The 13639-nt window shown below is 73.0% G+C and carries 13 protein-coding genes; 7 read left to right on the plus strand and 6 right to left on the minus strand.

The genetic code is table 11. The features are described 5' to 3' along the window. Positions 1–258: 258 nt before the first annotated feature. Together ACZ3YO_RS12425 and ACZ3YO_RS12430 are read right to left on the minus strand one after the other, a co-directional pair. Positions 259–498: a DUF5302 domain-containing protein gene (locus tag ACZ3YO_RS12425; protein ID WP_331742090.1), complete on the minus strand. Its 240-nt coding sequence runs from the start codon at positions 496–498 to the stop codon at positions 259–261. Positions 499–803: 305 nt separating this feature from the next. Beyond that, positions 804–3689, minus strand: coding sequence for a hypothetical protein (locus ACZ3YO_RS12430; RefSeq protein WP_465568382.1), 2886 nt, complete (start codon positions 3687–3689; stop codon positions 804–806). Between the two features lie 291 nt (positions 3690–3980). On the opposite strand from ACZ3YO_RS12430, the gene ACZ3YO_RS12435 reads away from it, so the two are divergent. The 3 genes from ACZ3YO_RS12435 to ACZ3YO_RS12445 all read left to right on the plus strand — a co-directional run bounded on the left by ACZ3YO_RS12435 (position 3981) and on the right by ACZ3YO_RS12445 (position 5207). Next, positions 3981–4226: a plasmid mobilization protein gene (locus tag ACZ3YO_RS12435; RefSeq protein ID WP_465568385.1), complete on the plus strand. Its 246-nt coding sequence runs from the start codon at positions 3981–3983 to the stop codon at positions 4224–4226. After that, the gene (locus ACZ3YO_RS12440; protein WP_465568388.1) at positions 4223–4594 is read left to right on the plus strand and encodes a fic family toxin-antitoxin system, toxin component; all 372 of its coding nucleotides are present in this window, start codon (positions 4223–4225) and stop codon (positions 4592–4594) included. The genes ACZ3YO_RS12435 and ACZ3YO_RS12440 overlap by 4 nt, the downstream gene beginning before the upstream one ends. A gap of 292 nt (positions 4595–4886) precedes the next feature. Continuing rightward, the gene (locus ACZ3YO_RS12445; RefSeq protein WP_465568391.1) at positions 4887–5207 is read left to right on the plus strand and encodes a hypothetical protein; all 321 of its coding nucleotides are present in this window, start codon (positions 4887–4889) and stop codon (positions 5205–5207) included. 51 nt (positions 5208–5258) lie between these two features. On the opposite strand, the gene ACZ3YO_RS12450 is transcribed toward ACZ3YO_RS12445, so the two are convergent. Genes ACZ3YO_RS12450 through ACZ3YO_RS12465 form a run of 4 tightly spaced genes read right to left on the minus strand, consistent with a single transcriptional unit; the run spans position 5259 to position 10190 of the window. Further along, positions 5259–6314: an NAD(P)/FAD-dependent oxidoreductase gene (locus tag ACZ3YO_RS12450; protein WP_465568394.1), complete on the minus strand. Its 1056-nt coding sequence runs from the start codon at positions 6312–6314 to the stop codon at positions 5259–5261. Beyond that, entirely contained in the window at positions 6311–7645 is a 1335-nt protein-coding gene (locus tag ACZ3YO_RS12455; protein WP_465568397.1) for a radical SAM protein, read from the minus strand. The genes ACZ3YO_RS12450 and ACZ3YO_RS12455 overlap by 4 nt, the downstream gene beginning before the upstream one ends. Continuing rightward, the gene (locus tag ACZ3YO_RS12460) at positions 7626–8429 is read right to left on the minus strand and encodes a hypothetical protein (protein ID WP_465568400.1); all 804 of its coding nucleotides are present in this window, start codon (positions 8427–8429) and stop codon (positions 7626–7628) included. Before ACZ3YO_RS12460 ends, ACZ3YO_RS12455 begins: the two co-directional genes overlap by 20 nt. Positions 8430–8483: 54 nt before the next feature. Next, a complete protein-coding gene (locus ACZ3YO_RS12465) occupies positions 8484–10190 on the minus strand; it encodes a hypothetical protein (protein WP_465568402.1) in 1707 nt (568 codons plus the stop codon). Between the two features lie 565 nt (positions 10191–10755). On the opposite strand from ACZ3YO_RS12465, the gene ACZ3YO_RS12470 reads away from it, so the two are divergent. The 4 genes from ACZ3YO_RS12470 to ACZ3YO_RS12485 all read left to right on the plus strand — a co-directional run bounded on the left by ACZ3YO_RS12470 (position 10756) and on the right by ACZ3YO_RS12485 (position 13528). After that, entirely contained in the window at positions 10756–10923 is a 168-nt protein-coding gene (locus ACZ3YO_RS12470; protein ID WP_465568405.1) for a hypothetical protein, read from the plus strand. Between the two features lie 190 nt (positions 10924–11113). Beyond that, on the plus strand, positions 11114–11566 hold the full coding sequence (locus ACZ3YO_RS12475; protein WP_465568408.1) for an SRPBCC family protein: 453 nt from the start codon (positions 11114–11116) through the stop codon (positions 11564–11566). Between the two features lie 206 nt (positions 11567–11772). After that, positions 11773–12657 carry a DMT family transporter gene (locus ACZ3YO_RS12480; protein ID WP_465568411.1) on the plus strand — a complete coding sequence of 295 codons (885 nt, stop codon included), beginning with the start codon at positions 11773–11775 and terminating at the stop codon, positions 12655–12657. Between the two features lie 190 nt (positions 12658–12847). Continuing rightward, a complete protein-coding gene (locus tag ACZ3YO_RS12485) occupies positions 12848–13528 on the plus strand; it encodes a hypothetical protein (protein ID WP_465568414.1) in 681 nt (226 codons plus the stop codon). The last annotated feature ends 111 nt before the right edge of the window (positions 13529–13639 follow it).

The raw sequence follows: 13639 nt of genomic DNA on the forward strand, positions 1-13639 counted from the left end.
GCAAGCGAATTACGGCCGGGCCCGCGGCGGAACCGCCGCCGGTCACGGCCGGTGGGGCGAGGCCCGGGGCCGGCGGCCGCCGCCCTCCGGAGGCGGCGGCCCACCGCGGCAGCGGGGCAGGAGGCCGGTCGGCGCGCCGGCACGGCACAGGGCGGGACGGGGCGCCCGCCCCGCCGCCTCCGCCCCGGCCCCGGCCCCGGCCCGCGCCGTGGGCGGCCAGGCACCGGGCCGGTGGCCCCACGGGGTGGGGCGGGGTGATCAGCCGCCGCTCTTGCGGCGGAAGTTGCGCTTGCCCCCGACCGCGCCGTGAGCGCCGTGGATCTTCGAGTCACCGCTCGGACCGCCGGCCGTGCCATCGGTCTTGGCACCGTGCTTGCGCTCCAGCGCGGCGAGGAACCGGGCCTTGACGTCGTCCCCGGCGCCGGACGCGGCGGCCTCGACGGCCTCCGTGCTCTCGGTGCTCTCGGGGTTCTCCGATGATGCTGCGTCGCTGCTCATGCAGGACCTCCTGGAAGTGTGGTGCCGATTGACGGCTACACCGACACCATGTCATGCCCGAGGGCCCCACCCACCGCCGGGACCGGCCCCGCACACCCGGCGCGCCCCGACCCCGGCCTCCTCTCCCCCGTGCGGCCGGACCTCTCCGGTCCGCGTGCCGGTCCCCCGCTGCGGGGCACCACTCGCCCCCACCACCGGTTCGCGCGCCGCTGGGAGCGACCACGGCGCGGGCTGGGAAGGGGCAGCCCGGTCGAGGTTCGTCCGCGGGTCGGGCGGTTACGGCCTCGCGCCTGACCTCCGGCCGGTCAGGGCCGGTCGCCGACCCGCAGGTGGGTCGCAAGCTGGCGTCGGCCGCCGGTCAGGGCCTCGGCGAGGACCGCGAGCGTGGTCAGCGCGGCCAGCGCCGCCGCCGGGAGGAGGAGCTGCCCGGCCGCCGGGCGCAGGCCGACCGGGGCCGGGGCTCCGACCAGCGTGGACAGGTCGAAGGCCGGCCCGAGCAGGGCGACGGCGGCCAGCGCGGCGAAGGCGCCGCCGGCCGCGGCCGTGAGGGTCAGCGGCAACGTCTCGGCGAGGATGAGCGCGAGGCCCTGGCGCGACCGCAGGCCCATGGTGCGCAGCCGGGCGAGCAGGGCGGCCCGGTCGGGGGCGGCGCGCAGCAGGGTGAGCAGGACGGCGAGCAGGGCGAGCGCCCCGGCGGCCGTGACCGCGTGGCGGAAGAGACGGCCGGCGGCGTGCTGGAGGGGGTCGTTGGCGAGGTCGACCATGACGGCGGCGCTGGTGCGCGTCACGTAGCCGCTGCGCAGGGCGTCGGGGTCGTTGCCGACCAGGGCCGCGGAGGCGCTCGGCCCGGGTGGCGGGGGTGGGGCGTCGAGGTCGGCGAGGACGGACGGCGACAGCTTGCCGACCAGGTGGGCGAGGCCCGGTTCGTCGACGCGGCCGACGGCGAACCAGTCGGTGGCCCGGTCGAGTTCCGGCAGCACGGCGGTGGCCGCCGGGGTCGGCAGAACGATGAAGGGCCGGGTGGCGCCGGGCAATGCGGGGGTGGCGTCGACCGTGCCGGCGCGGACGGCGAGGACCTCACCGCCGCTGGGCAGGCGCAGCCGGTGGCCGCCGGGGCCGAGGTGGCGCGCGAGGCCGGCGCTGAACAAGGCGGGGACGGCGGGCGCTCCGGCGACGGGACCGGCCGGGGCGGCGAGTGCGGCCGGGTCGAAGGCGCCCACGCCGACGGTGCGCGCGATCCGCGCGTACGCCTGCGGTTCGGCGACGACCAGGGTGACCTGGGTGGCGTGGGGGTCGACGCCGGTACCGATCCCCGGGACGCCTTCGAGCAGGAAGGCCTCGCTCTCCAGCCGGACGGGGGTAGCGGCCGTCACCCCCGGGAGGGCGGCAGCGGCCGGGCCGAAGTCGGGTGGCAGGGTGCGGCCGGTGGGCGCCGCGACGGAGGCGTCCGCGCCGACGGCGAGGCGGGCGGCCCGCTGCCGGGCCAGGCCGACGCTGTCCAGCACGGACGCGCCGAAACCGGCCGTGGTGACGGCGAGCACCAGGGCGAGCAGCGGAAGTGTGGAGGGGCGGCGGCGGCCGTCGCTGCCCCGGGCGGCGCGGGCCAGGCCGAGGAAACCCACCACCCCGGGGCCGCGCACGGCAGTGCGGGCCAGCGCGCCGGCGAGGGCGGGCAGCAGTCGCGCCAGCACCAGCGCCGTGGTGAGGGCGACCAGCAGGGGCGCCGCGACGAGCAGCAGGTCGGGCCCGTCGGCGGGCGGTGCGGCGCCGCGGCGCCGGACGCCGGCCACGGCGGCGGCCGTGAGGGCGAGGACGGCGAGTTCGGCGATCAGCCGTCCACGTCGCGCGGCCTTGCCGGGGTGGCTGTGCTTCGGTGGCAGGGCGGCCCGGAGGGGGACGGCGAGCAACGCGACCAGGGTGGTGACCAGCGCGGCCGCGACGGCCGCCGTCCAGCGCGGGGTGGGCAGCAGCCACAGCGCCAGCGCGGTGCCCGCCACGGCGGCGGGGAGCACGGTCGCCGCGCCCTCGCCGCAGAGGCGCAGCAGGACGCCGGGGCCGGAGCCGCCCCGGGCACGGAGCAGCCGCAGTTCGGCGCCACGTCGTTCGGTGGTGAGGGCGGTGGCCAGGGCGAGGACGACGGCCGCGATTCCGGCGACGGCCGCCGGTCCGACCAGGGCCAGCGGTGCGACGGCGGCCTGCCGGGCCACGGCCCGGTCGAGGTGACCGGGCAGCCGGGACGTGGTCGACAGGTCCGGGCGTCCGGTCGCGGCGATCAGCCGGGTGGCCGTCGGCCCGGTCAGATAGGCGGCGACGTCGTGCCGGACCTCGGCCAGCCGGTCGGCGCGCAGGGCGTCGGTGTCGACGGGCAGCCGCCAGAAGTCGCGCGCCTGGTGGCCCCAGGTGGCGAGGGCGCGCAGGTGGTCGCCGCCGACGACCCCGGCGGTATGCCAGTGCCGGACCGTCGGGTCGGTGAGGAGACGCTCCAGGCAGGCCCGGCCGGTGCAGGCGAGGTCGGTCCAGTACGGATCGGCCGAGTCGGTGACGGTGTAGAGGCCGACGACCCGGGTCTGCTCCGCCGGTCCGGAGCCGTCCCCGAGGACGTCGCCGAGACGGATGCCGATGGTCTCGGCGGCGGCGCGGCTGACCGCGATGGGGATCGGGCCGTCGGGGGTGGCGCCGCTCGGCCAGCTCCCGGCGACCAGGATGGCGTGCTCGGCGAAGCCGTCCAGGTAGAGCAGGTCCAGGGTGGGCAGGGAGCGGCCGTCCGGGCGGTCCAGCCCCGGGTTGGTGAGCCCACGACGCTCGACGGCCCGGGCGCCGAACACCGGACCGGAGGACGCCACGGAGAAGCCCGCCCCGGTATGGGCGAGGAGCTCGGCGGTCACGGCCTCCAGGTCCGCGGCGCTCTCCTCGCGGTCGCGCGGGGGCGCGGAAGTGGCCAGCAGGCTGGTCTCCAGGGTGCCGCGGTCGTGGAGGAAGTCGCGCAGGGCGGCATCCGTGCCCCGGTCCAGGGCCCTCGGGAAGGCCGCGGCCAGGAACACGAGGGCGAGAGCGAGGACGGCGGTGAGCAGCGCGGCCCAGGGTGCCGTCCGCAGCCTGGTGCGTACCCACGGGGCAGGCCGGTGGGCGCCGGTGATCGCGGTACGGGACGCACCGGCGGGCCGGGTACGACGGCGGGCGGGGCTGGTCACACGGTCCTCCGTCGGACGGGACGACGGCACCGACGCTCCGTCACCGGATAGCGGACGATGGTGTCAGAGCTGTGCCCGCAACGGAAGGAGCCTGTGCGAAGCATGTACCGAAAGGGCAGACCGGCACGGACGGACGGGCATCCGGAGGGTCTTCCCGGGGCGAGGGCACCGGCGGGCGGCGCCGGAACGTGGAGGGAGACCGACTACTGCCGGAGACGGCGTCCCGCTCGCACGAGGACGGGAGCGGCGGCGGTGTTGTAGCGGACGGTACGCATGGCTACGCTGCCACGCATGAAGCAGCTGAATGTGCGTTTGGACGACACCGTTCACGAGGCCCTCGAGCAGCGGGCGGAGGCGGCCGGAATGAGCCTGCCGGACTACGCGCGCAGGGTGCTGGCCGAGGAGGCCGACGAGCGGCGTGAACGCTTCCTGACCGCCGCCGCGCACTTCTCCCAGGCCTGGGCGCCGGCATTCGAGGCCGAGTTCGGCCCCTACCCCCAGGGCGTCACCCGGTCCGGGACGGCGGACGCGGCGTGATCCTGTATGTCGACCGGGCCTGGCTGCTGGACATCGCCCACCAGTTCCTGCCGGCCGATCCGGACGTCACCGACTACGGCACCCTCGCCGCCGCGGTGGCCCGCCACGTCGACGAGGTCATGGACGTACCGGTGTACGGGGGCGTGCACCAGCGGGCGGCCGCGCTCATGCACCAGCTCATCCGCGTGCCGGCGCTGGACTTCGCCAACGAGCACTTCGCGGCCGTCGTCGCCGCCTCCTACCTCAGTGCCTCCGGCGTGATCGTCACCGCCGAGCCCAAGCAGGCCGTCGAGCTCGCCGCGCGCATCCGCGACGGGAAGGCGGACGTACGCGAAACCGCCACCGCCGTCCGCACCTGGTACCGCTAGTACTCCAGAAGGACTTCAACGTTTTGCCTGCTCAGAGGCTGCGTGGGTGAGTGTAGAGGGCTGGCGGGCCATCAGGGGCGGTCTTCATGGGACCGCCCCATGTGCCGGATCCCGATTGGGACGAGGACGATGAGGACTGAGGGTCTCGTGGACGACCTCGGAGGAGTGAGGCAGGCACTCAAGCCCGGCGGCACTCCTCCGAGTCAGCCCGGGCAGCGGGCCGACTGACCGTTCACCCCTTGCCGGTCTCCCACCTTCCGGCCGAGGCCGGGGATCCTGCCGCAGGAGGTCCATGTCCGTCCGGCCCGCCAACGCCGCGCTCGCCCGGGTGACCGCCTGGGAGGGGGCGCTGAACCACGCCACTTCCATACGCGCGATCAAGCCCGGCAATCGGTTTGGCCGCGAGCGGCACGCTGAAGCCGTGGAGGCGGCCGAGGCCTTCCTCGGCCGTGCGCTCGGCGAGGGTCCGGCGACTCCGCACGGCGACCGGCCCCTCCTGACCGTCTCCGCGCGCCGCCTGCCCGCGATCTGCCGCTTGGAGGAGGCCACCGGCTGGCTGCGCACGGCGCTCGCTCTGCTCGACGCGCACGCGGAGACGGACGCCGACGACTGACGCACCGGGCGGCGGCGCGCCCTGCCGCCGCCGTGATCACGAACCGCCGTCTCAGGAGGGTGTGATGGCTCGCGGAATCCAGAACTGCCGGTCTTGTAGCTGACACTGACGCTTGTAGTGCTCAGCGGCCAGCCCGTCGTGATGTCGGGCGAGGCGCCGCAAGTGCGATTGGTAGGAGGAGGCGACCGTGGAGGCGGTGGCAGGCCACCGGAGGATGCTGTGGGCGGCCATGCTGCCCTGCATGGCGGTCGTCATCGCGGTCTGGACGCCTTGCGCGGACAACGGGTCGAGGGTCAGGGCCGCCTCGCCGATCTTGATCCAGTCACGGCCGATGGTGCTCTGGGCGATCGAGCTCGTGGCATCGCAGGCGAACGTTCCGGTGATCTGTGTGCCGAGCCAGGGACCAACCAGGTCCGAGGCGGACAACAGCGAACGGTAGAGCCGACTCCGCGCGTCCCTGTCCAGCACGGTACACCGGGCGCGCTCGACGAAGACCATCGCGTTGATCGTGTCGTCCGGCAGCAGCGCGGCGCAGAGCCACTCGTCGTAACCCGCCTCGACACGGACGTCGGGCCCGTCCCGCACCCCCGGTCGCCAATATCCGTAGAGGGCGGTGGTACGCGCCCCTGCGCGGTGGCGGTGTTGGCGAAGCAAGCCCGTCCGTCCGCCGGCGTCGATGAGGAACCTGCAGTCCAGATCGAACCGCTGATCGGCTTGCCGCACCTCGATGCGCCAGCCGTCGTCGTGCCGGCGAGGGCAGCGGGCGAGGGCGGGTTGCGACACCTGCACTCCGGCGGTCCGCGCCTCGTCCAGCAGGAACGTATCGAAGACGCCGCGGTCGGCGACGAACGTCGGTGCGCTGTGCTCGGCGCCGGCCCACCGCGCGAGCAGCTCCGCGCGTCGCAAGCCGGAGGGGGCGAGATGGCCCAGAGCGCCCAGGACCTGAGAGATCCCGAGCGCCAGGCACTCACCGAGCCGGCGACGGGGGAACGCCGCACGTTCCACGAGGTGGACGGAATGCCCCAACAGGGCGAGCTGGCGGGCGGCGGTCGAGCCCGCGGGCCCGCCGCCGATGACGCAGACGTCCGCCCGAACGGTCGTCGTCACCGGCCGGTTCCGATCGCGTCGAGATAGTCCGGCCGCTTCTCCATCAGCCGCGCGTACATGCACAGGCAATGGTGGAGCCAGCCCCGGATGTAGTCACAGGCCGGGCGGCCACGCCCGATCACCTCGTGGTGGCATCCCCCGCCACACAGGTACCGCGCCCAGCAGTCGGAGCACGGCTGCTGGCGATGCACATGCCGATCGTCCAGCCATTTCAGCTGCCGTGCTGGATCCACCCCGGTGAGGACGTCGCCCATTTTGCGCTCGTCGTCACCGACGAATCGGTGGCAGGCAAACAGTTCGCCATCGGCGGACGCGCCCAGATATCCTGCTCCGGCACCACATGGGTACGGGCGGTGGGTGCCCCGGTGGATCTCCCGCAGCGCGTTGACGGCATTGAGGAACGGATATGCCTTGCCGTTCTCGACCCGCTCCTCGAAACGTTCGGCGCAGGCCGTCATCTGTTCGAGCATGGCGGTCAGGTCGGTCCCAGCCATCTCGTCGGCGCCTGTGGGCGAGCTGAGCATCGGCGAGAACCCGACGCTGTCGAACCCCAGGGAGATGAATTCCTCCAGCGTCTCCGGAAGAGACAGGTTCCGCGGTGTCACGGTGACGCGGGCGGAGACGCTCATGGTTCGCCGTCGGTCGTTCAGCAGCGGCTCCAGACGCCTGAGCACCCGTTCGTAGGTGGGCCGTCCGTTCCTCGTGGGGCGCAGGCGGTCGTGGACGGTGCCCACGCCGTCGAGGCTGACAGTGACGGCGAATCCGTGCCGTGCGAAGAATTCGGCGTCGTCGGGCCTGACCAGGGTGCCGTTCGTCGTGATCGAGAATCCGACGCGGACTCCGCGTTCGGTGGCGCGAGCGGCAGCGTGCTCGGTGGCGGACCGCAGGACGCGGCGGTTGGCGAGCGGCTCGCCACCGAGGAACGCGATGGTGACCTGCTCCCCGGTGGCCGCGCCGTCCACCAGGCGATCGACCGTCTGGCGGGCGACCTGCTCGGACATCAGCTTGGCGGCGCCGCCGAAGTCGCCCTGCTCCGCGTAGCAGTAGGTGCAACCCAAGTTGCAGGTCTGCGCGATGGCGAGGGAGACGGAGCGCAGGGGGACCTCGCGGGGGGCCTCATCAAGCCTCACGGGGACGTCCAGGCCGAACCGGGCGAGCAAGGCGTCGGCGGCGGCCTCGTCCCGGGCGGCGGCCGCGTCCTCGAAGAGCTCCCGGACCTCTGGCGGGATCGCGTAGACGAGCGAACCGGCGGAGACGAGGATGTGCGGGCCGGTTCCTCCGTCGAACAGTTGATAGCCGCGGACCCGAGGCTCAGTCACCGTCGCGTTCATGGACGTCCTTTCCCTCAAGGACGAAGCTCAGCTTGTCCTCCCAGCTAGCGATGATGTCTTCGTGCTGGAGCAGGTCGGCCTGACGAAGCGTGTAGACCTTGGGCGTGGCGGGTGTCCGATTGCGTTGCAGCCAGTTGTGGCCTCGGCTGCCGTCGGCCTCGTCCGCCTCGACGTTGACGTAGTCGGGTCGGCTGGCGGCCCAGTAGTAGCAACCGCAGCCGACGAAGTCGTTCTGCCATGGCGAACAGAGACTCTGCGTCAGCTCGCCGGGCTGGGCGAGTTCGCGGCTGATCACCGCGGTGCGGGTATCCTCCCCGCCCTCGGGCCCGGACTCCTCGAAGATCTTCCGGACCCTCAGCGAGACGTCCTGTTGACCGGCGTCGCCCTTGCTGAAGGTGCACTGGACCTCCTGCCCTGCCTTCTGCACGACGTCGGCAAGGGCGTTCGACCATTCCAAAGACCAGTTGCCCAGGCTCTCGCTGGCCCCTCCGGGTGACCGCGGGCCGGCGAGCTCGATCCAGACCGGATGCCCATCGACGGCGAGAAGGATCTCGCCGACGAGCCCCCGCACCTCTTCGGGCGCATCGTCGTCGACGGCCAGGACGAGGGCGACCGCCTCGTGCAACTGGATTCCAGCGAAGACGCGACGCCACAGATTGCGCAGGTCCAGTTCAAGCCCGGGATAGAAGTTGCCGACGGAGGAAGCCGGGGTCGTACCGGGAGGGTTGCCACGCGCCCGGTGCGCGAGCTGGGCGGTCAGGTTCCGGGGCGCGATCGGTTCCACGGCTACTCCTGGGCTCTGCGATGACGGCGTTGGTGGCGGCGTTGGTGGCGGTGGTCACTCGTCCCCGTCCGGCGGCATCGCGGCGATCCAGGCCTCGACGATCTCAAGGCCGGTCTTGTCGGTACCGGGCAGGGTGCGGCTGAACGGTCCGTGCATGGGGTGGTTCTCGCGGCGCAGCAGGCGTACGAACGCCGAGGCCTCCGGGTCGCCCGGGGTCACCAGGCGCTGCCCGGCGTCCCCTTCCGCGAGCGGTCCCTGGGCGTTGGCTGTACGGATGTGATCCAGCAGGTCCAGGGGACGCACGAAGAGCTCCGACAACGAACCCGACTCCGTGGGAATGTGTTCATGGAGGGGAGCCATCGCGCGGAAGAACTCCACCAGGCGGAGCATCATGCGCTCGGGCTCGGTCGTGGCCTGCGTCTCCAGGGCGGCACGACGCAGGAGCTCGATCTGACGGCGGGTGAGCGCCAGCTCCAGGGTGTCGCTGCCGCGCATGAGCGCCGGCATCTTCTGGCGTGCCATGGTCGAGAAATCACCGGCTTCGTCGTAGGAACGGATCAGATCGCGCGGGATGGGCAATACGCCCGCCTGCCAGCTCGTCATGAGCTGCTCGTGAAGCGCCAGGACCTGATGGTAAGGAGCCTGGCCCTGCCCGAAGACGGGTTCGAAGGCGCGCTGGTACTCGGCGGTCTCATGCCGCGCCTGGTTGGTGGCGTTCGTCACGACGCCACCGATCCCCTGGTCCGCATTCATGGCCATCGTGTTCATCAGGCGCACCGTCTCCAGGGCGCGGCGCAGGGTGTCCTCCACCTCTTCCCGGTCCAGCGCACCGTTCACGACGGGCCCAAGCAGCGCCTGAACAAGGTCGTCCTGCAGCGTGCGGACGTGGTAACTGTCCGGCGCGAAGTCGGGCACTCCGGAGCAGATCCGGGCCGACGCGGCAAGCACCTGACCGCCGACGGTGACCTCGACACTGACGATTCCGTCGCAGGAGTCGTCGACATAGCCCTTGGAGATGTAGCGCTGCCCCTGCTGGTCGAGCGTGCCCTCGTAGGTTTGCGCCGGGAAGGTCACCAGTGGCGTGGCCGGGTCGCCGTCGAAGTGGTCGTCCCAGTGACCCACGGCAGGGTCGTACACGTCGTCGCTGATCAGCGGATCACCCGGCTGCACCCCGAACACCGCGCCCCGGCCGGGCACGAAACGCATCCGGATCTCGGGGAAGTCGGCCGTCGGCCTGATGAAGCGGACCGTGCCGAGCGGAATCGACTTGCCGGCTTTGAAATTGTCGGCGCGACCGGTGAGCGGGTGCTCGGCGTGATCGCTGAATGGCCCGGTGTCGGCGTGGATCCCGTCCCTGACGTCCCCTGTGCGCCGCGCCGCCTTGAGGTTGGCGACCACGACCTGCCAGCGCAGGTCGGCGGGGGCGAGGCCGACGGCTTCGAGGCGTGCGGTGGTGAGGGGTTCCAGGTCCCCGGTGCCGAAGCGAGCCCACAATTCCAGGAAGGGCGCCACCGGACGGACCCGGCCCGTGCCGTCCCGGAACCGGACTTCGGCCGGCTGTGTCTCCCCCGCGATCGCTCCGTTGCCAGGGTCGACGTGCAAGGTCGGCGCGGGCTGCAGCTCGCGGTATCCGGTCGGTTCGCGGACCACTGCGTGGTAGTTGTCCATCGGCTCGTCGGACGACCCGAAGCGACCGATGGCCAGTGGAGGGAGGATCCGCAGTTCCGTGATGCCGCTTCCGTCCAGCTGGTCGTCGGTCACCGATCGGCCCTCGGTGACCCGCACCGGCCGGAATTCCTCGGCGCCGTCAGCCGGCGTGGCTTCCTCAAGGCTCTGCCCTGCGCGGGCGCATCGTCCCGACGGACCTGGGGAGGGGAATTCATGGGTCCTCATTTCCTGCGTCGACTGCCGCCCGACACGAGGTGCGGATTCACGGAGATGGGGAAGTCTGGTTCCCACTACTGCCGCTGTCCTGGCCACCCATTCTGTCCAGGACTTCCCAATACGCGCCTGGCTATGATCCGCCAGTCGGGTGGTCGCGCGCACCGGCAGGGAACTCTCGCATCGGCGGTGCCGAACTCGGCTGGTGCCGGGAGACGTTCGGGCGGGACCCCGGGCGGCTGCCAGCCCGTCAGCCGGCCGCAGCCGCTCCCACTCGGCGTCCGACAGATCGCCGCGTTCTCCCCGCCCCATTACGGGAACAACGAGCAGATCAGCGCTAGGGCTCGCCTGCGCGCGGCCAGGGCCTCGCACAGGCGGGGGCAGCTGTGGGCGGCTCGGCCGGGCGGGTGGGGTCGGGGGTGTCCCGGTGTGGTGGCAGGGTGTGATGGCGGGTGGTTACGCGCAGCGGGAGCAGAGCCGCCAGGCCGTCGACGAGTGCCTGGCGGCGACGACGCGTTGGCTGCCGGTGTACGCGTTGGGGGCGGCCCTGCTGGTGGGCGCGGGTTCGTGGGCGCGGGCCCGGGCGCGCGGGACGGCGCAGAGGCCCGTCTGAGCCCGTCCCAGGCGGACGCTCCGGCAGAACGGAGACGGCCGCTCCCGGCCGCCGGACCCGGGCGGCGGGCGGGCGGGTTGCCGTCGCCCGCCGGAGGGCGGACATTCGTGGTGGTGCTGTCGGCGGATTCCCCTCCTCGGGAGACCGCTCGCCGGCAGGGTGTCCGGACGGTGTGGAGGCGGGTGCGGCAATGGGCAGGGTGGAGGAGTCGATCGACGTGGACGTTCCGGTCCGCGTCGTCTACGACCAGTGGACGACCTTCGAGCGCTTCCCGGAGTTCATGGAGGGCGTGGAGGAGGTCAGACAACTGGACGACCTGCACGCCCACTGGAGGACGAAGATCGCCGGGCTGTCCCGTGAGTTCGAGACCGAGATCATCGAACGGGTCCCCGACGAGCGCGTGTCCTGGCACACCACCAGCGAGAACGTGAAGCACACCGGCATGGTCTCCCTGCAGCCGATCGATGCGACCCACACGCGCGTCAGGATGACCATGGACTTCCAGCCCACCGGCTTCGCCGAGAAGGCCGCCGACAAGCTGGGTGTGCTCGACCGTCAGGTGAGGGGCGACCTTCGTCGCTTCAAGCACTTCATCGAGGAGCGCGGCGCCGGGCCCGACACCCCGGGCGACGCCCCCTCCTGATCGACGCCTCGTCACATGCCCGGGCTCTGCTCGCCCGGGCTCTGCTCGCCCGGGCTCCGGCCGGGTCCGGGGACGAGAGGACGCCGGGGACGAGAGGACGCCGGGGACGAGAGGACGTGCCACGGGGGCATCGGGCCCTGCCGGGGCGGCCGGCGGCGGCCATATTTCGGTGGGGACCGAACGGTGGAGGCCGTAGGTTCTCCGGCATGGATCTTTCAACGACGGACGTGGCCCAGGCGGACGGCAAGGCACTCGCGGCAGCTTCGACGACGGTGGTGCTGTGGGCGTCCGCGTTCGTGGCGATCCGCAGTGCGGGCGACCACTTCGGGCCCGGGGCGCTCGCGCTCGGCCGGCTGCTGGTGGGGGCGGTGGCGCTGGTCGGACTGCTCGTGTACCGCCGGGAGGGCCTGCCCCCGCGGCCGGCCTGGCCGGGAGTGGTCACCTCGGGGGTGCTCTGGTTCGGCCTGTACATGGTCGCGTTGAACTGGGGCGAGAAGCAGGTCGACGCGGGCACGGCGGCGATGCTGGTCGGCATCGGACCGGTTCTGATCGCCCTCCTAGGCGGCTGGCTGCTGCGTGAGGGCCTCCCGCCCAAGCTGCTCGCCGGGATGGCGGTCTCGCTGGCCGGGGCGGTCGTGGTGGGCTTCTCCATGTCGGGCGGGGGCGGCAGTTCGGTGCTCGGCATCGCGCTCTGCCTGCTCGCGGCCGTGGCCTACGCGGCGGGTGTGGTGAGCCAGAAGCCGGCACTGCGGCACGCCTCCGCCCTCCAGGTGACCACCTTCGGCTGCCTGATCGGCGCGGCAGCCTGCCTGCCGTTCGCTCCGGAGCTGGTGTCGGACCTTGCGGCCGCGCCCCTGTCCGCGACGCTCGACGTGGTGTACCTGGGCCTGTTTCCGACCGCGCTGGCGTTCACCACCTGGGCCTACGCGATCTCCCGGACCACGGCGGCGCGCATGGGTGCGATCACCTACTCGGTGCCGGCCCTGGTCGTGCTGATGGCGTGGCTGCTGCTCGGCGAGGCACCCGCGATGCTGACCCTGGCCGGTGGCGCCCTCTGCCTGGCCGGCGTCGCCGTCTCCCGCCGCGGCTGAACGTAGAGCACGGTGACGGACGCCGCTGCGGGCGGCGTCGGCCGGTCGAAGTCACCCTGCGTGACCGCCGACCCGGGAGCGGGTGGCCAAATCTGTGTCCCAGGTCTCACGCGCCTCCGTCTGGTTCGTTCGCGTCCCTCTGTGGTGGGATGTGGCGTCACGAGATGATGACCGCTGACGGGGGTGCGGGTTGAGGAGTGGACGGCTGCTGGGGGCCGGGCTGGACGCGGACGCGGTCCGGCTCTCCGCCGTAGGTCTGGTTCGTCTGGCTGCGGACGAATGGCTGGGCGAGGCGGCAGGGGCGCCGGCGTGGGTGTGGCAGATGCGGGCGGCCTCGTTCGCGGACACGTGGCTGGCCTTTGCCGAACCGGCCGTGCCGGGGCTGCGGGTGCCGGCCGGAGCGGTGATGCGGTCGGTCGTGTCCCGGGCCGCGGAGCTGGTGCTCCAGGCCCGGGAGGAGGACGCTCCGGCCGCTCTGGAGTGGCTGGGCCGGCGGTCGGCCGAGGCCCGCGACCAGGCGCGGCGGGCGGATGCCGCCCACCCGGCCGAGCCCGCCGCACTCGCCCTCGTCTGGCACGGCATCCAGGCGATCACCATCGACGGCGATCACACCGCCGCGGGCCGGGAGTCCCACGACAGGCGCATCGCCGAACGGTGCGAGGCGTACGTCCGCGAGCGGCACCACCGCCAGGACACCCTCGCGCTCCTGCTGTCCTGTGCCCGGACGGCCGCGAACGCGCTGGTCGAGGTGAGTGACGGCGACCCGGCTCGGGCCGACCGGTGGCTCGATGAACAGGCCGCCCGGTGCATGCCACCCGGTGGCCCCGTACCGCTCTGGGTACCGGGCCGGCCCGGACAGCCCACGGGGTGACCCGCCCGCCCGGCGAACAGCACGGCCGGGCGCCCTTCGATGCCGCGCCGCCCCGGCCCGCCCGCCAAGCCGGGCCGCGCGTCACCACGGCATCGACCGGACGGCCCCGGG

The organism is Kitasatospora sp. NPDC022785, assembly GCF_055561295.1.

Bases quoted from the DNA above. Each gene is read 5' to 3' on its own strand.
- ACZ3YO_RS12455 (WP_465568397.1), bottom strand. From the start codon at position 7,645: ATGAACGCGACGGTGACTGAGCCTCGGGTCCGCGGCTATCAACTGTTC.
- ACZ3YO_RS12470 (WP_465568405.1), top strand. From the start codon at position 10,756: ATGGCGGGTGGTTACGCGCAGCGGGAGCAGAGCCGCCAGGCCGTCGAC.
- ACZ3YO_RS12445 (WP_465568391.1), top strand. From the start codon at position 4,887: ATGTCCGTCCGGCCCGCCAACGCCGCGCTCGCCCGGGTGACCGCCTGG.
- ACZ3YO_RS12425 (WP_331742090.1), bottom strand. From the start codon at position 498: ATGAGCAGCGACGCAGCATCATCGGAGAACCCCGAGAGCACCGAGAGC.
- ACZ3YO_RS12480 (WP_465568411.1), top strand. From the start codon at position 11,773: ATGGATCTTTCAACGACGGACGTGGCCCAGGCGGACGGCAAGGCACTC.
- ACZ3YO_RS12435 (WP_465568385.1), top strand. From the start codon at position 3,981: ATGAAGCAGCTGAATGTGCGTTTGGACGACACCGTTCACGAGGCCCTC.
- ACZ3YO_RS12475 (WP_465568408.1), top strand. From the start codon at position 11,114: ATGGGCAGGGTGGAGGAGTCGATCGACGTGGACGTTCCGGTCCGCGTC.